This window comes from Sphingomonas sp. Leaf4, assembly GCF_920939515.1.
GTDB lineage: Bacteria > Pseudomonadota > Alphaproteobacteria > Sphingomonadales > Sphingomonadaceae > Sphingomonas.
Genome location: NZ_CAKLBB010000007.1, coordinates 239,251 through 258,642, shown reverse-complemented (window position 1 = coordinate 258,642; position 19,392 = coordinate 239,251). Strand labels below are relative to the sequence as shown.

The 19,392-nt window shown below is 67.2% G+C and carries 19 protein-coding genes; 5 read left to right on the top strand and 14 right to left on the bottom strand.

What is annotated here, in order from left to right; all coding sequences use genetic code 11:
- The first annotated feature begins 76 nt into the window (after positions 1 to 76).
- From LRA89_RS12875 to LRA89_RS12860, 4 genes are all read left to right on the top strand, one after another.
- The gene (locus LRA89_RS12875; RefSeq protein WP_230770751.1) at positions 77 to 1,207 is read left to right on the top strand and encodes a radical SAM protein; all 1,131 of its coding nucleotides are present in this window, start codon (positions 77 to 79) and stop codon (positions 1,205 to 1,207) included.
- On the top strand, positions 1,204 to 2,220 hold the full coding sequence (locus LRA89_RS12870; protein ID WP_230770748.1) for a glycosyltransferase: 1,017 nt from the start codon (positions 1,204 to 1,206) through the stop codon (positions 2,218 to 2,220). Before LRA89_RS12875 ends, LRA89_RS12870 begins: the two co-directional genes overlap by 4 nt.
- A gap of 82 nt (positions 2,221 to 2,302) precedes the next feature.
- Positions 2,303 to 3,538, top strand: coding sequence for a GTP-binding protein (locus tag LRA89_RS12865; protein WP_230770747.1), 1,236 nt, complete (start codon positions 2,303 to 2,305; stop codon positions 3,536 to 3,538).
- Positions 3,535 to 4,119 carry a DUF1826 domain-containing protein gene (locus LRA89_RS12860; protein WP_230770745.1) on the top strand — a complete coding sequence of 195 codons (585 nt, stop codon included), beginning with the start codon at positions 3,535 to 3,537 and terminating at the stop codon, positions 4,117 to 4,119. The genes LRA89_RS12865 and LRA89_RS12860 overlap by 4 nt, the downstream gene beginning before the upstream one ends.
- A 194-nt stretch (positions 4,120 to 4,313) precedes the next feature.
- On the opposite strand, the gene LRA89_RS12855 is transcribed toward LRA89_RS12860, so the two are convergent.
- From LRA89_RS12855 to LRA89_RS12845, 3 genes are read right to left on the bottom strand one after another with little or no spacing between them, the layout of a single operon-like run.
- Entirely contained in the window at positions 4,314 to 5,564 is a 1,251-nt protein-coding gene (locus LRA89_RS12855) for an arsenic transporter (RefSeq protein ID WP_230770743.1), read from the bottom strand.
- The gene (locus LRA89_RS12850) at positions 5,561 to 6,688 is read right to left on the bottom strand and encodes a metallophosphoesterase family protein (RefSeq protein ID WP_230770742.1); all 1,128 of its coding nucleotides are present in this window, start codon (positions 6,686 to 6,688) and stop codon (positions 5,561 to 5,563) included. The genes LRA89_RS12855 and LRA89_RS12850 overlap by 4 nt, the downstream gene beginning before the upstream one ends.
- Positions 6,685 to 7,935, bottom strand: coding sequence for an MFS transporter (locus LRA89_RS12845; protein WP_056497273.1), 1,251 nt, complete (start codon positions 7,933 to 7,935; stop codon positions 6,685 to 6,687). The genes LRA89_RS12850 and LRA89_RS12845 overlap by 4 nt, the downstream gene beginning before the upstream one ends.
- 282 nt (positions 7,936 to 8,217) lie before the next feature.
- Between LRA89_RS12845 and LRA89_RS12840 the strand changes: the two genes are divergently transcribed.
- On the top strand, positions 8,218 to 8,757 hold the full coding sequence (locus tag LRA89_RS12840) for a hypothetical protein (RefSeq protein WP_230770739.1): 540 nt from the start codon (positions 8,218 to 8,220) through the stop codon (positions 8,755 to 8,757).
- Positions 8,758 to 8,950: 193 nt separating this feature from the next.
- On the opposite strand, the gene LRA89_RS12835 is transcribed toward LRA89_RS12840, so the two are convergent.
- The 11 genes from LRA89_RS12835 to LRA89_RS12785 all read right to left on the bottom strand — a co-directional run bounded on the left by LRA89_RS12835 (position 8,951) and on the right by LRA89_RS12785 (position 19,377).
- On the bottom strand, positions 8,951 to 9,748 hold the full coding sequence (locus LRA89_RS12835; protein WP_230770737.1) for a DNA adenine methylase: 798 nt from the start codon (positions 9,746 to 9,748) through the stop codon (positions 8,951 to 8,953).
- A 353-nt stretch (positions 9,749 to 10,101) separates the two neighbouring features.
- Complete coding sequence (locus LRA89_RS12830; protein ID WP_230770735.1) at positions 10,102 to 10,416, bottom strand: hypothetical protein; 315 nt, start codon at positions 10,414 to 10,416, stop codon at positions 10,102 to 10,104.
- Positions 10,416 to 11,180 (bottom strand): N-acetylmuramoyl-L-alanine amidase, encoded by a 765-nt coding sequence (locus tag LRA89_RS12825; RefSeq protein WP_230770733.1) that lies wholly within the window; start codon positions 11,178 to 11,180, stop codon positions 10,416 to 10,418. Before LRA89_RS12825 ends, LRA89_RS12830 begins: the two co-directional genes overlap by 1 nt.
- A gap of 85 nt (positions 11,181 to 11,265) precedes the next feature.
- Positions 11,266 to 11,466, bottom strand: coding sequence for a hypothetical protein (locus LRA89_RS12820; protein WP_230770731.1), 201 nt, complete (start codon positions 11,464 to 11,466; stop codon positions 11,266 to 11,268).
- Positions 11,463 to 11,762: a hypothetical protein gene (locus tag LRA89_RS12815; protein ID WP_230770729.1), complete on the bottom strand. Its 300-nt coding sequence runs from the start codon at positions 11,760 to 11,762 to the stop codon at positions 11,463 to 11,465. The genes LRA89_RS12820 and LRA89_RS12815 overlap by 4 nt, the downstream gene beginning before the upstream one ends.
- Positions 11,759 to 13,096: a hypothetical protein gene (locus LRA89_RS12810; protein WP_230770727.1), complete on the bottom strand. Its 1,338-nt coding sequence runs from the start codon at positions 13,094 to 13,096 to the stop codon at positions 11,759 to 11,761. Before LRA89_RS12810 ends, LRA89_RS12815 begins: the two co-directional genes overlap by 4 nt.
- Positions 13,096 to 13,731 carry a hypothetical protein gene (locus LRA89_RS12805; protein ID WP_230770725.1) on the bottom strand — a complete coding sequence of 212 codons (636 nt, stop codon included), beginning with the start codon at positions 13,729 to 13,731 and terminating at the stop codon, positions 13,096 to 13,098. The genes LRA89_RS12810 and LRA89_RS12805 overlap by 1 nt, the downstream gene beginning before the upstream one ends.
- 44 nt (positions 13,732 to 13,775) lie before the next feature.
- Complete coding sequence (locus LRA89_RS12800; RefSeq protein ID WP_230770723.1) at positions 13,776 to 14,564, bottom strand: hypothetical protein; 789 nt, start codon at positions 14,562 to 14,564, stop codon at positions 13,776 to 13,778.
- 4 nt (positions 14,565 to 14,568) lie between these two features.
- A complete protein-coding gene (locus LRA89_RS12795) occupies positions 14,569 to 16,659 on the bottom strand; it encodes a sialate O-acetylesterase (protein WP_230770721.1) in 2,091 nt (696 codons plus the stop codon).
- Between the two features lie 13 nt (positions 16,660 to 16,672).
- Positions 16,673 to 17,140, bottom strand: coding sequence for a hypothetical protein (locus LRA89_RS12790; protein ID WP_230770719.1), 468 nt, complete (start codon positions 17,138 to 17,140; stop codon positions 16,673 to 16,675).
- Positions 17,137 to 19,377: a hypothetical protein gene (locus tag LRA89_RS12785; RefSeq protein ID WP_230770717.1), complete on the bottom strand. Its 2,241-nt coding sequence runs from the start codon at positions 19,375 to 19,377 to the stop codon at positions 17,137 to 17,139. Before LRA89_RS12785 ends, LRA89_RS12790 begins: the two co-directional genes overlap by 4 nt.
- Between the last annotated feature and the right edge of the window lie 15 nt (positions 19,378 to 19,392).

Genomic DNA, 19,392 nt, shown 5'->3' with positions numbered 1-19,392 from the left:
CGCCGCCATGGCCGACAACGCAAGATACCGTCAACCTTCCGACCGTATACCGTCGCCAATACTGGAGGTTCCGACAATGACGATCGAGACGCTTGCACGTTCGCTGGCCAAAGCCCTTCCCGCGACCGCACCGACGTTGAAGGCGGGGTATCGCGTGTCCGAACGGATGCGATCATCGCTCGCCGCCCATTGGCCGCAGACCATCCGCGCCAACACCGAAAAGATCACGATCGCCATCACCGCGCACTGCAACCTGCGATGTCAGGGGTGCAAATACGGGCGCGACTTCATGCCCGGCGCGCAACTGCCGTTCGAAATCGTCGAGAAACTGCTAGAGGATGCGGCCGTCGCCAAGGTGCCGGCGGTGCGGCTCTATGGCGGCGAGCCGCTGCTCCATCCCGACGTGGTGCGCATGGTCGAAACCGCCAACCGGCTGGGCGTCGGCTGCTACATGACGACCAACGCCCTGATCCTCGACCGCAAGATCGCCGACCTTCACGCCGCCGGGCTGCGCAAGGTGACGATCGGCTATTATGGGCAGGATGGTGCGTTCGACGAGTATGTCCAGCGGCCGGGCCGCTATGCCCGGTTCGTCGAGAGCCTCGAAAATACCCGCGCGATGTTCGGGCCGGACGAGCTCGATATTCAGATAAACTTCCTGCTCAGCCGGCGTTCGGCGAATCTTCAGGCGGTCGACGACATGATCGCCTTTGCCCGGCGGTTTCAGGCCAAGGTGCATGTCGACGTCGTCCATTACTCGCTGCCCTATTTTCAGGAGGGGCCGGAGCGCGAGTTGCAGTTCCGGCCGGAGGACAAGCCGGCGATCGACCGCGTCATCGACCATCTGCTGAAGCTGAAGGCGGCCGAGCCCGACCTGCTGACCGAGTCCGCCCCGGCGATCGCCGCCTTCGCCGACTGGGCGATGGAGCAGCAGGGGATGCGCATCCCGTGCGATGCCCGCAAGCTGTTGTGGGTCGGCGCCGACGGGTCGGTGATGCTCTGCTACGTCACCTTCCCGCTTGGCAATCTGCACGAGAAGCGGCTGGCGGAGATCCTCTACACCCCCGAACATCATCGCGCGGCACGCGATGCGTTCCAGCTCAACTGCCCCAATTGCCATTGCGAGGCGGGCGCACGGGTCGAGAAGCACGCCCCGTCGTTCCGCAAATACCGCCGCGACGCGGCCGATCGGCTCGCCCGAACGTGATCCGCGTCGCGCACGTCCTGCCACATATGGCGGTGGGCGGACGTGAACGGATCGTGGCCGATCTTTGCCGAACCACGCCGCGCCACGGGGTGATGCCGGTCATCGTCACCTTCGACGCGGCGACCGGCGCGGTTGTCGAACCGGAGGCCCCGGTCGTTGCGCTCGATCGGCGGTCCGCGACCTTCGCCCGGTCGCTGCACGAAACGATCGCGGCGGAGCGGATCGACGTCGTCCATGCACATGGCCATGTCACCGCCGCGCTGTTGCCAAGGCTTGCCGTGCCGGTGGTGACGACGCTGCATGTCGCGCTGGGCAGCGGCTGGCGCTGGCTTCCGGCGATCGCGGCCGGGCTTCGCCGCAGCGCTGCGATCACCGCCGTTTCGCACGATCTCGCCCGCCGCTTTCGCTGGGCCGGGCGTCCGGTCCGCGTGATTGCGCCGGGGATCGATCTTGCCCGCTTCGCCGGCGTGCAGCGGGTCGGCGACGGCGGCTTCACGCTCGGCATCGTCGCCCGGCTTCACCCGGTCAAGCGGCACGGCGACCTGATCGCAGCGTTGCGCCTGCTCGATCGGCGGGGTCAACGCTACCGGTTGCTGATCGCCGGCGATGGCCCCGCCGACGACACGATCCGTCAGGCAGGCGCGGGGCTCGACGTCATGCTGCTCGGCGCGGTCGATGATGTCGCGGGGTTTCTCGGCCGGCTCGACGGCTTCGTTCTGCCGTCCGATCATGAAGGTACGCCGGTGGCATTGATCGAGGCGATGGCCGCCGGCCTGCCTATCGTCGCCTCGGCGGTGGGTGGCATCCCGGCGCTGGTCGGCGATGCCGGCCTGCTCGTCCCCCGCCGCAGCCCGCGCGCGCTGGCGGAGGCGATCGAGCGACTGGCGACCTCGCCCGACCTGCGACACCGCCTCGGCAGCGCGGCGCGCCAGCGGGTTGCGGACCATGGGCTGGACCGACAGGCGGCGGCCTATCGCGCGGTATATCGGGACGTCGTGCCCCACCGCGATTGAACCTGTCCGGTGATCGTCGGCGTGGACAGCGGTCGATCCATCCGTTATGTAATGTTGTAACATTACTATCTGGACTATCGCTATGGGTATCTCTGCCGCCGTGGACCGCCGCCTCCCCGTTACCGTATTGTCGGGCTTTCTGGGGGCGGGCAAGACGACGCTGCTCAACCATATTCTCGCCAATCGCGAGGGACGGCGGGTGGCGGTGATCGTCAACGACATGAGCGAGGTGAATATCGACGCCGACCTCGTCCGCGGCGGCGAGGCGGCGCTGTCGCGGTCGGAGGAGGCGCTGGTCGAGATGACCAACGGCTGCATCTGCTGCACGCTGCGCGACGACCTGCTGGCCGAGGTGCGCGCATTGGCCGAGGCGGGACGGTTCGACTATCTGTTGATCGAAAGCACCGGCGTTTCCGAACCGTTGCCGGTGGCCACGACCTTCTCGTTCCGCGACGAGGAGGACGTGTCGCTCGGCGACGTCGCGCGGCTCGACACGATGGTGACGGTGGTCGACGCGGTGAACCTGCTCGCCGATTATTCGAGCCAGGATTTCCTTGCCCAGCGCGGCGCGGCGATGGGCGACGAGGATGATCGCAGCCTCGTCGGGCTGCTGGTCGAACAGATCGAGTTCGCCGATGTCGTCGTGGTCAACAAGGCGTCGTCGGTTTCTCCCGAGCAACTGGCGATCGTGAAAAAGCTGGTCGCCAGCCTCAACGCCGATGCGCTGATCGTTGCCGCCGATCATGGCCGGGTCGCCCTCGACCATGTGCTGGCGACCGGCCGGTTCGACGAGGAAGCGGCGTCGCGCCACCCGCTATGGGCCAAGGAACTCTATGGCTATGCGCAGCATCAGCCGGAGACCGAGGAATATGGCATCGAAAGCTTCGTCTATCGCGCGCGCCGCCCGTTCGATCCGGCGAAATTCCACCGCTTCCTGACCGATGGCGGGCTCGACCATGTCGTGCGGGCCAAGGGGCATTTCTGGCTGGCGACCCGCCCCGACTGGGTCGGTGAACTGGCGGTGGCGGGCAGCCAGACGACGACGTCGCGCATGGGCAAGTGGTGGGCCGCCCTCCCCAAGCACCACTGGCCCGACGACGGCCGGTTCGAGGAATTCGTCGCCCGCCACTGGGACGGCATCTGGGGGGATCGCAGGCAGGAACTGGTGTTCATCGGTATCGACATGGATGAGGGACGCATTCGCGATCGCCTCGACGCCTGTCTTGTCGCGGCGGACGGCTTCGCCCCCGAACGCTGGCGGGACCTTGCCGACCCGTTCCCGCAATGGGGCCAGCCGCAGCCGGAGCTGGCGGCATGACCGTGACGACGCTGCCCCGGCAGGTCGTCGCCGGCACCGATGCCGCCGCGCTCGATGCGATCGCCCGGCCGGAAGCCGCGCTCGCGCTCTGGTCGCGCGAACTCGACCCGGCGCTCCGCGATGCGCTCGAAGGGCTCGACTATGCGACGATCGACGACGTCCGTCTCGATTGCCGCGCGGGCGATGCGCTCGACGGCGACCTGCGGGCAGCCGGCTATGACGACATGCTCGCGGATGTGCTGGGGCGGGATATGGCGATGCTCGTCGCCCGTCATGCCGCGCTGACCGGCGAGGACCGGCTGCGGGTCCGGCTCGACGTGATCGAGACCGACTCCTGCCGCCGGTTTCACGCCGATTACGTCACGCTGCGGCTGCTATGCACCTATGCCGGGCCGGGGACGCAGTGGTGCGACGCCGACGAACCGGACGCGGTTCGCGATGTCGCGACCGGGTCGGTCGGAGTGTTCAAGGGCCGGCTGCTGCTCGACCCGCCGAGCGTCCTGCACCGGTCGCCACCGATCGCGGCGACCGGCGGCCGTCGCCTGATGTTCGTGATCGACCCCTGCCCCGTCGTCCCTTGAGGAACGCGGCCGGCATGAGGCAGCGGGGTTCGTCACTCGGCAGCAGCGGAAGCCTGACGCCACGACCGTGCGGGTCGATCGGACCGAACCCGGCCGGCGTCTGACAGTAATTCCGCACAAGAACCGAAGCGATCGGGAAACACGGCAGTTTGGCGGCAACTCGCGCCGCTCCGGCACGCCGATGGGTGGTCGCGTCAGCCCAGCGCGATCCGCGTGCCGAGCGCCGCCACAAGCGCCAGCGGCATCGCGACGGCGCCGACCTTCAGGAAGCGCCAGAAGCCGACGTCCTGCCCCTCGCGGCGGATCGCCTGCAACCACAGGATCGTCGCCAGACTACCGGTGATCGACAGGTTGGGGCCGAGGTCGACGCCGATCAGCAGCGCATCGACCACCAGCCGCGGCGGCTGCGCCTGTGCCACGGCGGTACTGGCGACCAGCCCGGCGGGCAGGTTGTTCATCAGGTTCGATGCGAAGGCGAGGATCGTGCCCGACACCGCCGCTGCCCGGACCGGATCGGACGATGCCGCGCGCAGCGCCGCCGCGACCTGTCCGATCACTCCGGTCAGGTCGAGTGCCTCGACCAGTACGAACAGCCCGGCGACGAGCGGCAGCACGCTCCACGACACGTCGCGCAGCAACGTGACCGGCGACGAGCGGGCGATGGCGCAGACGACCAGCGTCGTCGCAATCCCGGCGATCGCGGTCGGCAGCCCCAGTTCGATGTCGAGCGCCGATACCACCAGCAACACCGCCGCCGTGGCGACGATACCGACGAACGCGGCCTTGCCCCCTAGCGTCAGCGGCGTGCGCTCGACGGTGCTGATGCACGTTCCCGCCAACCGGTCGCGCTCCAGCCAGCGCAGGACGAGGAACGTCACCCCGATCGCCGCCAGCGACGGCCAAGCGAACGACGCGAACCATTGCCCGAGCGGCGGCATCTTGCCGCCATACAGCACGAGGTTGGCGGGATTGGAGATCGGCAGGACGAAGCTGGCGGCATTGGCGATCAGCGCGCAGGCGAACAGCAACGGCAGCGGATCGGCCTTCGCCTTCTTCGCGGCGGCATACACCGCCGGGGTCAGCACGACGGCGGTCGCGTCGTTCGACAGGAAGGTGGTGGTGACGATGCCGGTGACATAGACCAGCGCGAACAGCCGGGTGGGCGATCCGCGCGCATGGATCGCGGCGGTCGCCGCCACCCAGTCGAACAGTCCTTCGGCGCGCGCGACCTCGCTCAGCAGCATCATGCCGATCAGGAACAGATAGACGTCGCCACCCTTCGCCACCGCCCCCAGCGCCGCCGACACCGGCAGGAGGCCGAGGATCAGCAGCATGGCGGCACCGGCCAGCGCCCAGACCGCTTCGGGCCAGCGGAACGGCCGCGCGATCACCGCCGCGGTTGCGGCCGCACAGATTCCCCAGGTCGCCCCGGTCGCGAGGATCACCAGTGTCGTCCGTTCTTGTTGGGGCCGAGTTGCGTGCCCATGATGCCATGGTCGGGCCATGCACCAATGGTGTGGAGGTCGCGGCCGGGAGCGATCGGCGCACCGCGCCGGGGAATATCGGCCTCGCCGCGCACCAATATCCCGATCACGTCGCGGTCGTCGCCGGCGGTGACGGCGATCCGGTGCGCGCCGGCCGCCAGTTCGACCGCCGCCGACCACAGCCCGCCCTCGCCGGCCGCGACCATCGGCGTGTCAGAGCCGCCGTCGACCGACAGCAGCACCGGGCCACCGGTATCGCCGAATAGCCTGGCGACGATGTCGACCGTGCCGGGGCGCGGCACCTGCGTCGGATCGGCGGGGCGCGTCACCAGCCGGATGTCGGCGGGGGCGACGATCTGCACGAACGGCCAAGTGCCACCCGTTTCCTTGAACCGCCAGCTCGGCACGCGGTCGTGGAGCGTGATGATCGAAAAGCCGGGCCGGCCGTCGCCTTCCTCGATCTCGCCGGTCGACCGGGTCGCGCCATAGACGACACGGCCGTCGTTCAGCAGTTCGTTATAATGGGTATGGCCGGTATCGACGAACGCGACACGGGCATCGGCGAGGATGCGGGCGATCTCCTCGCCATCCGCCGCAAGGTCGCCGGGATAGGCGTGCATGAACACCACCGGCACCTGCCCCGCCGCCTCCGCTCGCGCCAGTTCGGCCAGCAAGCGGTTGCGGTGGTGCATGGTCAGGCGGAAGTCGGGGCCGCCCGCGCCGGCGGACACGATGTCGAGGAAGATGCAGCGATGACCGGCGACCACTTCCACCTCTGGCCGGTTTTCTGCCGGAAAGGCCGCCTCATACCGTGCAAGATCGACCGTTTCGTAATCATGGTCGCCGGGGATCACGCGGTACGGCAGGCGCAGCGACGCCAGCGTATCGGTTATCACGCGATATTGTTCGGCGGTGGCATGGTTTGCGTTGTCGCCGGGCAGGTAGACGAAATCCACGCCGTCACCGACATGGTCGTTGATCTCGGCGACGATCGCCGCCAGCCGGTCGCGGCTTTCCCAGCCGCTCGCCTCGTCCATATGCAGGTCGCCGATATGGACCCAGCTCAGCACCGCCGGCCGGGTCATTTGTGCGTTTCCGGCATCGCGATCAGGTACAGGACGAAGCCGACGGCAGCGATACCGGCCAGCGTCAGGAAGCCGGCGCTATATCCCGCCCACACGATGATCGATCCGGCGAGCGTCGCCGACAGTGCCGCGCCAAGCCCGAAGACGCTCGACACCACCCCCTGGCTGACATTGAACCGGCCCGACCCCTTGGTCAGATCGGCGACGATCACCGGGAACAGCGCACCGAAGATGCCGGCGCCGATCCCGTCGAGCGCCTGCACCCCGACCAGCCACCACGGATCGTTTGATACGGTGTAGAGCGCGCCCCGGATCGCGAGGAAACCGAACGCGACGAGGAACATCGGCTTGGTGCCCCAGCGTTCGGTGTTGCGGCCGACGACGATCGCGACCGGCACCATCACCAGTTGCGCGGCGACGATGCACGCGGCGGTCAGCGACGTCGCCTTGTCGGTGCCGACGGTGCGCCCCAGCAACTGGCTGACCGACGTCAGCATCGCCGCATTGGCGAGGTGAAAGGTGAAGGCGGCGAGCGCGAAGATCATCAGCGGGCGGTTTTCGAGCAGCGTCTTCCACCCGCTCGGCTCCTCGCACCCCTCCTCGGGTTCGCAGTCGAGGCCACGCGCGACGGCGTTGTCGATGTCGTCGTTGTTCAGCCGCGCCGACACCACGACGCTGGCGACGGTCAGCGCCGCCATCAGCCAGAAGACGACGACCGGTCCGAACGACCACGCGAGCACGCCTGCCAGCCCGGCTGACACCGCGTTGCCGGCATGGTTGAACGCTTCGTTGCGACCGACGCGCTTGGCGAACAGCTTGGGCCCGACCAGTCCCAGCGTGATCGCCGAGATGGCGGGGGCGAACACCGCACCCGCCGCCGCCGCGATCGACTGGGTGATCGTCACCATCGTGAAGCCGGAGACGATCGGCAGCGACAGGCTGCTCGCCGTCACCAGCAGCGCGGCGGCGATGACGATGCGCGGCTTGTTCTTCGCCCGGTCGATCAGCCCGCCTGCCGGCGTCTGCGACAACAGCCCGACGATCCCGGCGATGGTCAGGACCAGCCCGACCGTCGCCTCGTTCCAGCCATGCGACGGCCCGCGTACCACCAGCAGATAGATCGCCAGATACGGACCCAGTCCGTCGCGCACATCGGCGAGAAAGAAGTTGAGCGCATCGAGCGTACCGGTCGGCGTCGTGCCGCGCGAGCTTCGGGCGGTGCCGGGAGGGACGATTGCCGTTGCCATTACGTCTCTCCGACTTGTCTACACATCGATGGCGGCGACGCTTCTATCGAAGCGCCGCCCAAATCCGACCAGACAGGATTTGGCTCAATGCTTGTGCAAGACTTCCTGATGGAAGTCGTGCATGGGCTTGGGTGTCCGAACCTAGTCGAACCCGCATGGTCCGCAGCTAATCGTGCAACATACCGCATCGGTTCCGAAGCAATATGGAAATAATGCTATGCCGGCTTGGTTACGTTCTGGGTGTTCCCGAAAATAAGCTGCAATATTATACAATACACGTAAATGAAAAACGGGTATTTTCTGTTTAAAATTCTTGATAGCTTCAATTTAAATCACTTTTATCATAACATTACTTACCGATCAAAATCGAAACGCGCGGGTAAGTCATATAATTACTTCATAAATATTTTTCAATATTACAAGGCACCGAAAATTATCGCGCATTCGTGCGTGATATTTGGTTCAGAGAATGATGAAGATAATTTCCGACCAAAACGGTTCGCAGTCAACCCGAACCATGTAGAACAATGCTCGTCAGGACATCGTTCGCCCAAGCATATAGCTTGGCAGAATCCGATAGACTGCTGGCTATTCGCTGGCGATCTGCCGCATCGGCGAATGGCGAGTCAGCGACACATTTTCGATCAGGACCCGATCGGCCTCATTGCTCCTCGCACGGGTTGCGCAAGGACGTGGCACGTCGCCCGACAAAGAAACAGGCCGGCCAACCGGCAAAGCCAAATTTTGACCGAAGACAAGACCAACCACATGGTCGACCGTGCGATGGCGAAAGCAAATCGCCAGGATTGGCCACATGCCTGACGGGCTAGCGAGAAATCGCCGAGCCGCCGGATTTCATGCGTGTAGTGGCGGAGAGGGAGCCCGCCGAACCAAACCCCGAAACCCGCAGAAATCCTAGGGTCTGGAACACTGTTGGACAGAATGTCCATGTTTCATACCATGGCTAGAAAATCTGCCTAGAGCGAAAGTCAGGATCGGCGGGCTTAGGGTCCGCCTACCGTGGCCGGCTTCGGATCACCAGCTCGGTCACGTGCTGACCTTCGCCCCGGGCATGGCCGCCGACCGTCCAGGTCGTCGGCACTTCCTCGATCACGAAGTCGGCGAAGGTCTGCCGGATGAAGTCGGTGGCATTGATCGACATGATGAATTGCCCGGCGATGCCGGCGAGCTGCGCCGCCAGCTCGACATACCGCTCCCGGCCGAAGGGCAGGCCATAGCCGGTCGTCTCGTCGTACGGCGGGTCGAGATAGAACAGCGCGCCGGCGGAATCATACCGGCGGATCAGCTCGGCGAAATCAAGCTGCTCGATCGTCACGCGCCCGAGGCGCTTGCTGAGCAGACGCAGCTCGGCGCGCAGCCGGGCATGGTCGAAGCGCGACGACTGGTCGCGCCGGACGCCGAAGGTCCGCCCGTCGACCTTGCCGCCGAAGGTGAGCTTTTGGAGGTAGAGGAAACGGACGGCGCGCTCGATGTCGGTCAGCGCCGATGGGTCGAGCGCCTTCTGCCGGTAAAATTCGTCGCGCCCGGCAGGGAGGAAGCGCATCTCGGCGACGAAAGGCTCGTAGTGCCGGCGCACGATCCGAAAGAGATTGGCGACGTCGCCGGCGGCGTCATTGATGACCTCGATCGGCGCTGGCGTCGGCCGGCGCAGGAAGATGCCGCCCATGCCCACGAACGGTTCAATGTAGGCGCGGTGCGGCACGGTCTCGATCAAGGCGCATAGGCGCTTCGCGAGATTGCGCTTGCCGCCAAGGTACGGCGCAGGGGGAACGGCGGCGGTGATTGTACGCATGCGGGAATATTCCTCATCGAGAGGAGCGGTCGGCTACGCACGCTCGGTGAGCCGGCGGGACGCCGGATAGGGTCGCGACCCATCGAACCGCTGGCCCGGGGCCGGCGGTTGGAAGGATGGCGATCGATGGTGGGGTGGCTCCGGGGAATACGGAGACGGTGCTTGGCACGACCACCTGGTACCGGGTGGTTAGCCGCGCAGAATAGGCACTGCGCCCCGCGTATTCCCCGGAGGGGTCTTGTATTTCGCAGGCCACCCGGCGAACCGGTTGACCTATTTCCGCGCGCGCGGGCTGACCTTCACGGCTACGATCGGACCAGCGCCCGCTCGATGCCAGATCAGCCCGCGCCCGTCTATCGCGCCGATGCCTTTTCGATCACCGCGACGGTCCGGTCCGCCTGGCGCAGCGCGGCCGCCCGGGTGGTGACGTCGACGGCGACGCGGGCGATGCGCAGCAGCTCCTCGGCCGCGACGATCGCGCGCTCGATCCGGGCGGCCCGGTCCGGGTCAAGCGCGGGCAGGATCTCGGTGCGGATCGTCTGAAGGCGATCGAGCTGCTGCTGCACGACATCGATCGCGGCGCCGGCGGTCGCGAGGCGGACGCCGGCGGTGCAGCCGGTGGTCGCCAGCGCCATGGCGATCGCGACGGGAGCGAAGGGCCGCACCATCACAGGCCCTTGTACTCGGCGGCGGCATCGAAGCTCGGGCACCCCTTGATCCATTCGCCCGGCGTGATCCGGCCGTCGCCGTTGGTATCCGGCGAATAATCACGGTGCCCCTTGATCGTCGCCTTCGGCCACCGCGCCTTCAGCGCGGTCAGCAGCGTGACCAGCGCCGCCTTCTGCTCCGGCGTCCGCGTGTCCTTGATCGTCTTCCCGTCGGCCGCGCAGCCGCCGACATAGCAGATGCCGATCGTCCGCGCGTTGTAGCCGGCGACATGCGCGCCGGGCTGAGCCAGCGGCCGGCCGATCTCGATCGTGCCATCGAGTCCGATCACGAAATGATAGCCGATGTCGGCCCACTTCTTGGCGAGGTGCCACGCGCGAATATCGGCTGCCGTGAAATGCTGCCCTTCGCGGGTAGCCGAGCAATGGATGACGATGCCATTGATCGCGCGGGCGATCGGCGCGCGCGCGGCCGTCAGCCATGCCGGCACCGGTGCCGGCGCTGTCGAGAGCAGGCCCAGGCGCGCCGTCACCGCCGACTGCGGCATGGCGCGCGCCGCGATCACGGCGGCGAAAAGGATCGCGGTGATCCACGTCGACACATGGGCCGGGATCAGCGCGCGCAGCTCGGGCGGCATCGTCTGCCAGCCCGCCTGCAGGGCGACCGGATCGATCGCGAGGATGGCGGAGAGCAGTGCGCCGATCGCGGCGAGCTGCACGGACCACGCGCGCGTCAGCACCCGTGCCCGTTCGAGCAACGTCTTCATGTCGGAGTGTCCTTTCGGGAGGGCGGCGTCCGGCCGCCGGCGGTCTATGCCGAGCTTGGGCGCAAGCTTCGGTCTAAGCTTGGGTCTATGCCCGGGTGACGATCGCGCGCGGTGGCGCGCCGATCAGCGCCGGGTCGAGATGATAGAGCGGGGTCGAGGCGAGCAGCGCCGCGGCGGCGGCGATGTCCGGCCGGCGGGGCCGCAGCGTGGAGAGCAGGCGGCCGAGCGGCGGCACGGCGGAGATCGCCGAGCCGGCGAGGATCAGGGCGGCGGGATCGGGCATCATCGCCCTGCCCCCGCCGCCGGCAGCACCAGCAGCACCCGCGTCTCGATCCGGGCGAGCCGGTCGGCGGTCTGCCCGGCCTGCACGCGCTCGATCTCGCGGTCGGCCTCGCGCCGCTCGCGATCGGTGCGGATCTCCGCCTCGAGCTGGACGACACGCCGCGACGTGTCCTCGATCAGCGCCTCGGTCTTGCCGTCCGACCGGACCGCGCCACCGACGACGGCGATCGGGCCGACGATCGAGCAGGCGAGCATCACCGCTTCCTTCCACCCGAACGCCGGCCGGGGATCGGCGCTCATGCCACCGCCGCCATCATGCCGGCGACCTGCGCATCGCTGAAGGTGCCCCGTCGATAGCCGAAGAATTCGTGGTAGCCGTCGATGGCCGGTGACAGGTAGAAATAGTCGATAGGCGACGGATAGGCGCTTGGCGTCCATTGCGGCGAGTAGGAGATCGCGCCGTCCGGCCCCCGCACAACGAGACGGTAGCTTCCGCCCGTCTTCACAAGCGCGGTGACGATCCGCCCAGCAGGCAGGATAGTGGCCGTCCCCGATCCCGTCCGCGTGCCATCAGCAATGGTGGACAAGGCATTGATCCGACCAGGCGCACCATCGGCAGGACCACTTCGGTAAACGGCAAAGCGCTCCACCGCACCATGCGCGAGGTTCCAGAGGCGATCGTTCCCATTCTGCTGCGCCGTCGTCCGCTGCATGACGGCGGAGTGCAAAATCACCCAGTTATCGTCAGCAGGGATCGGTTGCCCCAGACGCATGTTATCGGTGTTGATGCCGACGGACGCGCCACCGGTCGGAATGTACGGCCCACGGATCGCGGCTTTCACAAGGCTCGGCGCGAACAGGCGGATGGTATAATCCACGGTCGCCCCAGACGGGATGAACATTGAAAGAAACATCCACATGCTACCGGTATTTGCAGGTAGCGCCGGGGTCGTGGTGATGGCCCAGTCACCTGCGACTTTCCATTCGCCCAGCGTCATCAGGTCATTACTGTATGTGCCGTAAATGGTACTTCCATCCCGGCTTCGCGCACTGGCGGTCAGGCCGATGTTGCAGCCCGGCATGACGCCACCGGGAAGGAGCCGCGCGCCTATCGACGCCGTCCACCGCTCATCTACGGCCGCGTCAGGCATCGAGGCGTTATTCGTGCCACTTAGCACTGGATAAGTGCTGGTGTTCGCCGTCGCGGTCCCAAATACGCGCAAGTCTATGTATGGCAGTACGGTCCCGTTGCCAAAATCTATGCTGCCCAATGCCTCGACACGGCGGGTAATTCCATTCTGTGCGGCGGTGGCAATCCCAATCTGCGGGACTTGGCTATTGGGCGCCGCCCCCGACCAACTGCTGTTCGGCATGAAATTTCGGTACGAAGTTCGGGCAAGGAACCCAAGACCGGGGACAATGAGGGGCGCGCTTGGAGCGACCCGCACCAATACGCCGCCCACTTCCTCGAATTTCAGGTCGGGCCGCGTAAATGCCTGCCCCGGCAGCGCAGCCGGATCGCGCGTGACGACCGCGCCCGATCGATACCACCCGGCACGGAAATCCATCCCCAGCTCGAAGCCAGCGAGCGGAAGCGCGCTGCCGAACAGCGCGGATCGAAGGGCGGCGTGCATCAGCTCCGCGCCCCCTCGATCATCAGCGCGAACGTCTCGCCGGCGGCCGGGGTGTACGCCCCGCGCGCCTCGATCAGCGCCCACAGGCTGCGCTCCTTGCCGACGACCGCGCCCGTCTCGCAGGTGATCCCGCCGCCGCCATTGACCAGCCCCATGCCGATCGCGCCGATCGCCGCCGCGCGGTCCATGATGATGTCGGCCGACCCGACATAGCCGGTGATGTCAGCGAGGCTGAGCAGGCCCGCGCCATTGTCGAACGCGGCATTGTCGCCCGCCGTCACCACCGGTACGCGGCGAAACAGGTGGACGCGAAACACCGCTCCCACCAGCGCCGAGCTGGTCTTGCGCAGCCGCACCCGCTCGATGCGGATCGCCTCGACGCCGGCGCGCGTGACCTCGGTCAGCTCGATCGGCACGACCGCGCCGGCGGCGACATTATTTGCGACCAGATCGCCGGCGGCATAGGCGGTGGTGTCAGCCGGCCGCGTCAGCGAGGCGGACACGACGGTCAGTCCGCCGGGCATGTACGCCGGCAGCGGCGTGGTGGTGCTAACATCGGTCGCCTGTCCGGCGTTCGCGCCGAAAGCGATCCCGACCGACGAAGGATAGGGTCCGCCTGCGGTGATCTGTTCCATGTCTTATCCTTCGGTTTGATTTTTCAGCTAAGTGAGCGGTCGGGTCAGCCGGCCGACCGGCCCCAGAAATCGATGCCGCGCGCCTCGACGTCGGCGGCGATGAAATCGGCCACCGCCGCGACCTCGGCATCGGTCAGCGCGGTGAATTCGGCGATCGCCGCGACGCGCAGCACCGACGCGGCGGTGCCGCCGATCCCGCCGAATTTCGATGCCATGGGCGCGCCGCCGACATCATTGCGGGCGACCGTGCCGATAAGCTGGAGGATCGCACCATTCTGCACCCACAGCGTCGCGTCGGCCGCACGCTGGCGGATCACGGCCATACGATAGCCGCCCTTGCGCATCGTGCCGTCAGGATAGAACCACGGCCGATCGGCGCTGCCGTTGTATGCGCTGGTATCAATGTCGGACGTGCCTCCGTCCGCACGCGGCCGCAGCTTCCAGACGTTCGCGAAAAGGAAGAGCCCATTGTACTGGCCGCCCCACCACACGACGGGGAGGCTGTCGGCCATCGCCGCCTCGGTTGGCTCGGCCGGCGCACTGGCAGGTGCCTGATACGGATCGGCAAAGACGATCACGACGGTGCGGTCGTATTGCGATCCGGCGACCGGACGGACGAAGCCGGCGGTGCTGCTCAGCACCGCGCAATCCGGTTCGTAGATTGGCAAACCGGCGACGGTCAGCGGCTGATCCGCCGCCACGCGGTTGGCGATGCTCTCCGCCTGCGAACCGCCGAGCAGGTGATACGCCCGGCATTTCGACAGCGAGGGCAGCGCGATGAGACCGAAGTCGCCCGCCGAGGCGACATCGGGAAGCTGGATAACGATCGCCATGGGATTATCCGATCTGGAAGCCGCCCGACGATGCGTCGAGCACGATGGAATGGGCCGGCAACCAGTTGTCCATGCGACGATTGATCGCGTCGTACCGAACAAGGTCGCCGTGGGTGTCGCGGAAATTGCCGGCACCGCCGACGAACGGCCGCATCTTCACCGATGCCGACTGCGCGTACAGCAGCCGATCGCCATTGACCGGCGCACGCGCCAGCACGACGCGGATCGTGTCGGGCGCGACCACGTCGGGCACCTGCGCCAGCCCGATCGCGCCGCCGGCGGCCGCTGCTGCCGCCCAACCCCGGCCGGGCTGCGCCGGCACCGTCAGTCCGTCGAAGCCCGGGCCCTCGGCAACGATCAGGCGCACCGCCGGGCTGCGCAGCCGGTAGCGGATGTAGAGGGCGCGGCCCTCGCGTTCGACCGCGATCGGGACCATCGGCGGCCAGCCCGCGCCGTCAATGAATACCCGCTTGAAGTAGAGCGCGGCATAGGCCCCGAGCCACTTGGCATCGCGCGCCTTCACATGGACGCCGGTCGGATCGGCGCGGAAATCCATGTGATAGATCGGCGTGCTGAAGCCGACCGGCGGCGCGCTGGCGAAGCCGGCCGGCACCGTGCCTGCGGCGAAGTCGATCGCCGCCTGAAGCTGCGCCCGACCGACGCCGAAGGGATCGGTGCCGGTCGAATACTGGCAGGTCTGATAGGTGACGAGGTGCGGCGCGAACCCTTGTTCGGGCAACGCCGCGCGCAGGTCGGCGGAATAGTCGCGCGCCAATTCGCGCAATTTCTGGAGGTAATAGGCGTAGCCGTTCGGCACATCGCTCTCCCCCTGATACCACGCGACGCCGAAGCAGCGCGCCCGCCCGCCGCCCGCCTGCGCGATCGTCCGCAGCGCACCGGCCTGCGCGATACCGCGCTGGTATCGGGCGGTGCCCTTGTTGTTTTCGACGATCGCCGTGCCGCCCCGGGCATTCTGCGCCGTCACCGGCACCAGCCCGAGATCCGCCGGCGAAAGGCCATTCTCCTTTTGGATCAGCTCGGCGAGGAATTCGCACATCCCGAAGAGCGGCGCTTCGCCGTCGCGGATCGCTACCTCCGCCCCCGTCACATTCGCGTCGGTGGAGATCAGCGGCAGCAGCGTGGCCGCGACGGCCGCCGGCGCGTCGACGCCGAAGGGAAAGGCGAGCGCCTTGCCCGGCTGCGTCAGCGTCATATTGCCGCCGCCGCTATGATTCGCGGCGAGCGACTGCCCGGCATTGAGCATGAGCGTCATGGCGGTCAGATTTTGCCCGGCGAAGGGAAGCTGCCCGAGCGTCATTGCCTCGGGCCTCCGCCCGTTCAGCGTGCGGATGCGCGCCGAGGCGACCCGGCTTACCCCGTCCAGCCCGATCGCGTCGACCACCTTGTCCGACTGGTCGGTGGTGACGGCGGCATAGCGCGTCGACGCGACCTCACGACCGCGCGCGGTGGCTTTGTCGAGGATCTCTTTCGCGCCGTCGCGCGCGGCCGTCGCGGTTACTCCCGCCGCGACGGCACGGTCCGCCTCCGTCTTGGCGACTGCGGCAATATCGCCGAGCTGGCCCGCACCGTCGATCACCAAGTCGACGACTTGGTCGGCAGCGATCGTGAGGGTCAGACCCTGATCGATCGCGCCCTGATCGGCGGCCCCGCCGTGCAGCGGGCGGTTCGCAGGCGCGCCGTCGCTGTCGATCGCGTTGCCGACCACCTCGATCTCACCGTGCAGGCGGGTCGTGCCGCCCCACTGCAATCCATAGGCGAAGGGCACCGGCTCGCCGAGCGCGCCATATTGGAAGATCGCCGGATTGGTCGCAGTCGCCTTGCTGATCTGGACGCGCAGCATTGCACGGGGCACGCCGCCTTCGATGGCCAGCGGTTCGATCCGAATGCCCTGCGCATCACCGGACACGACACCGAGGTCGACCAGCGGTGCGCCGGCGGCGTCCTGACTGTCACGGATCTGCATGCGCGGCACTGCGGCGGCGAGCGTCTCGGCGGAAAGACCGATCACCCGGATCAGGAAGGTGCGCGCCTCATTGCGCCGCAGGCGAAGCCCGAAGCGTGCGTCGATTGCCATGGGGTGACCCTTTCTAGCCGAGCCGGATGACGCGGCAGGTGATGGAATAGGATGCGCCGATCGCGAGTAGCGGCGCGATGAGCGTGGCGCGCAGCGTGCCAGCGGCCGGCGCGACGGCGGCGGTCTGGATCATGAAGCCGGCAGGCAGCGGGTCGGTCGGGAACAGCAGCAGCGCGTCGCCCTTCACCACACCCGCAAGGGGCAGCGCGATCGTGCGCGGTCCGGCGGCGATTTGCACCAAAGCCTTTTCGGCGATCGTGACCGTGCCGAGGTCGTTTACCAGTGGGGCTGGCAGCAGGCTGATAAGCGGGATGCTCAGCGGATCGGTGGCCAGCATGCCGCGCCCATTGAGCAGCACCGCGCAGACACCGACCGTTGGCTGGGTATAGGACGCCTGCAAAGCCACCCTGCCGTCGAGGCCGATCGATAGCGTCAGGTATACCCGCCGCTGCACGTGCGGGTCGGGGACCATATGCGTCACGCCGCCTGCTCCACATACTGCCCGTTGCCGCCCCAGCCCGGCGGCGGTGTCGGCTGCGTCGGGTAGGTGCCGCCGCTCGACGTCGTGCTCCACCCGAGGAAGGCGAACGCGGGAGATGCGCGCTCGGCCAGCGCCGGACTGGCGACGATCGAATAGGTGCCCGCGCTCAGGTCGTAGAACAGGCCATAGGTGATGCCCGAGCCCGCCGCGATGTCGGCCGCCGGGAAGGCGATCGATCGGCCGTCATCGAGCACGCCGGTAAATGCTGTGACGATCACCGAATTGTCGTCGCTGGTGATCGGATAGGCCACGCTGCGGCTGACGATCTGATACGCGGCGCGCTCGGCCGGCGGGGTTCCGAAGTCGCCCGATGTCGCCGGCCCCAGAATCAGCCGCGCGGTCAGCAACCCCCGGATGCGATAGCGCACGCTGACGTCGTACGACGTGCCGGGCGTGACGCCGGTCAACTCCTTGCGTGCGACCGTCGGCACCTCGCTGCCCGCAGCGATCCAGCCCGCCTCTGCCGCTTGGCCGGCGGCGTGGACGCGAAAGTCAAAGACGACCGCCTCGACATTGCCCCGCGGCGCGGCGCCCGAGACGATCAGCGCCGGGATCGAGACGCCCCCGGCCGTCAACGTCGTGCCCGCCGCATTCCAATCCAGAGCGCTCGGCGCGGCGGTGTCGGGGCTGGGAATCGACAGGTCCGGCGTGCGCGGCGGCACGCCGACCGCACCGAGCGCATATCCATGCTTCGCCGCATCCTCCGTCCGCGCCGTGAACGTCACGCCAAGCGATCCACCGTCGAGCTCGCGCGTGCGCAGTACTACTTGCCGGTTGATGAGATTGGCTTCGGGAATGTTGAGCGTCAGGCAGTCGCCCGGCAGATAACCCAGTGCCGCGATCGAGCATGGCAGCACGATGCCGTCGAGCTCGCGGTCGTTCAGCATATCGTACATCGCCAACTGCGCGCCCTGCTTCGCATTCTGCACCAGCGGATATTCGATCTCACGCGGACGCGGGGCGCCGTCGAGCGTGACATATTCCGGCACGCTGACCGCCTGAAGCGGCACGACTTCCCAGCCTTGCGCCTCCAGCCGCACGCGCGGAATCACCGTGTTGCGCCGCTTCCGCATCGATGCGGTCGACGGCACGTCAAGGTCGCCGATGATGTCTTCCGACGTGATGGTGCCGATCGAGACGCGCGGCGTCGCGCACAAGCACGACAGCGTACCCGCCACCGTCATGACTTCGCCGCCGCCCGCCTGGGCAAGCATCTTGAGGACATCCCAGTCATTGTCCGACGTGGTGTATGCCTGCCCGCCGGCTACCCACTCATTCTCATCAGCCACGTTGGCGGCTTGAACGAACGCATTCACGTCCACGCCGCCGGGAGCCATGCCGCCGCCGGCCATCAGGTGCCCGTTCTGCCGGAAGCCCAGCGCGAACTGGAGATCGAGCAGCCATGGGTTCTCGCTGTAGACGTGCGTGCTCGGATCGTCCCTACGGCACGGCCCCATACCGCCGGGATAGGTGTCATCCAGCCGCGGGTCCCAGACGAACACGCCCTCGACGACACGCGCTCGCTGGGGAATGCCGTTCGGATATTTGACGCCCTTGCTGTCGTAATCCAGCGTCCAGAGATCCGCCGCTAGGCCAGACAGCTTCGACGTTGCATCCCAGCCGGGGAAGTTGCCCGTCGGGCCGCGCAGTGCGCGCGTTTCGGGACATGCGCCGAGCTGGGTGTCGAGCCACATGTTCCCGGCGTAGCTGCCGATCGCCGCACCGTTCGCGTCGAACGTCACCGCGACCTTGTCAACCATCAGCGGCCCGATGCTCTTTACCGGCCCAAGCGAGAGTGCGGTCACCCAGCTTTCGCGCTGATTGCGCATGCGCGAAGCGGGGTCGTCGTAATACTGACGGTGGACCACGTTGCCGCCGACTGAGGTCCGGCCGAAAACAATGGGGATGCCAGCATCCTTATCGATCTTATATTTCGTGGGGTTGCCGCCGACCGTGCCTTTCGGCGTGGCGACTTGCGCCCCGGCCATGGCAAGCGCGCTGGCGGCGCCCGCAAGTGAGCCGATCGTGGTGAGCGTGGTCGCGGTCGCGATGCCGGCTATGGTGCCAGTGGTGGCCGCGGCGCCAAGAAGTCCAACCGTGGCGGCCGCTCCAACTCCGGTTGCGATTAGCGCGGCAGCGCCTACTACTAGCGCGGCCGTCTTCAATGCCTTGGGCATACAACCTCCGGAGGT

What these genes read in the sequence shown, in the direction of transcription:
- LRA89_RS12875 (WP_230770751.1), top strand. Translation starts at nt 77, where the DNA reads ATGACGATCGAGACGCTTGCACGTTCGCTGGCCAAAGCCCTTCCCGCG.
- LRA89_RS12865 (WP_230770747.1), top strand. Translation starts at nt 2,303, where the DNA reads ATGGGTATCTCTGCCGCCGTGGACCGCCGCCTCCCCGTTACCGTATTG.
- LRA89_RS12860 (WP_230770745.1), top strand. Translation starts at nt 3,535, where the DNA reads ATGACCGTGACGACGCTGCCCCGGCAGGTCGTCGCCGGCACCGATGCC.
- LRA89_RS12850 (WP_230770742.1), bottom strand. Translation starts at nt 6,688, where the DNA reads ATGACCCGGCCGGCGGTGCTGAGCTGGGTCCATATCGGCGACCTGCAT.
- LRA89_RS12845 (WP_056497273.1), bottom strand. Translation starts at nt 7,935, where the DNA reads ATGGCAACGGCAATCGTCCCTCCCGGCACCGCCCGAAGCTCGCGCGGC.
- LRA89_RS12840 (WP_230770739.1), top strand. Translation starts at nt 8,218, where the DNA reads ATGAAAAACGGGTATTTTCTGTTTAAAATTCTTGATAGCTTCAATTTA.
- LRA89_RS12835 (WP_230770737.1), bottom strand. Translation starts at nt 9,748, where the DNA reads ATGCGTACAATCACCGCCGCCGTTCCCCCTGCGCCGTACCTTGGCGGC.
- LRA89_RS12830 (WP_230770735.1), bottom strand. Translation starts at nt 10,416, where the DNA reads ATGGTGCGGCCCTTCGCTCCCGTCGCGATCGCCATGGCGCTGGCGACC.
- LRA89_RS12825 (WP_230770733.1), bottom strand. Translation starts at nt 11,180, where the DNA reads ATGAAGACGTTGCTCGAACGGGCACGGGTGCTGACGCGCGCGTGGTCC.
- LRA89_RS12820 (WP_230770731.1), bottom strand. Translation starts at nt 11,466, where the DNA reads ATGATGCCCGATCCCGCCGCCCTGATCCTCGCCGGCTCGGCGATCTCC.
- LRA89_RS12815 (WP_230770729.1), bottom strand. Translation starts at nt 11,762, where the DNA reads ATGAGCGCCGATCCCCGGCCGGCGTTCGGGTGGAAGGAAGCGGTGATG.
- LRA89_RS12810 (WP_230770727.1), bottom strand. Translation starts at nt 13,096, where the DNA reads ATGCACGCCGCCCTTCGATCCGCGCTGTTCGGCAGCGCGCTTCCGCTC.
- LRA89_RS12805 (WP_230770725.1), bottom strand. Translation starts at nt 13,731, where the DNA reads ATGGAACAGATCACCGCAGGCGGACCCTATCCTTCGTCGGTCGGGATC.
- LRA89_RS12800 (WP_230770723.1), bottom strand. Translation starts at nt 14,564, where the DNA reads ATGGCGATCGTTATCCAGCTTCCCGATGTCGCCTCGGCGGGCGACTTC.
- LRA89_RS12795 (WP_230770721.1), bottom strand. Translation starts at nt 16,659, where the DNA reads ATGGCAATCGACGCACGCTTCGGGCTTCGCCTGCGGCGCAATGAGGCG.
- LRA89_RS12785 (WP_230770717.1), bottom strand. Translation starts at nt 19,377, where the DNA reads ATGCCCAAGGCATTGAAGACGGCCGCGCTAGTAGTAGGCGCTGCCGCG.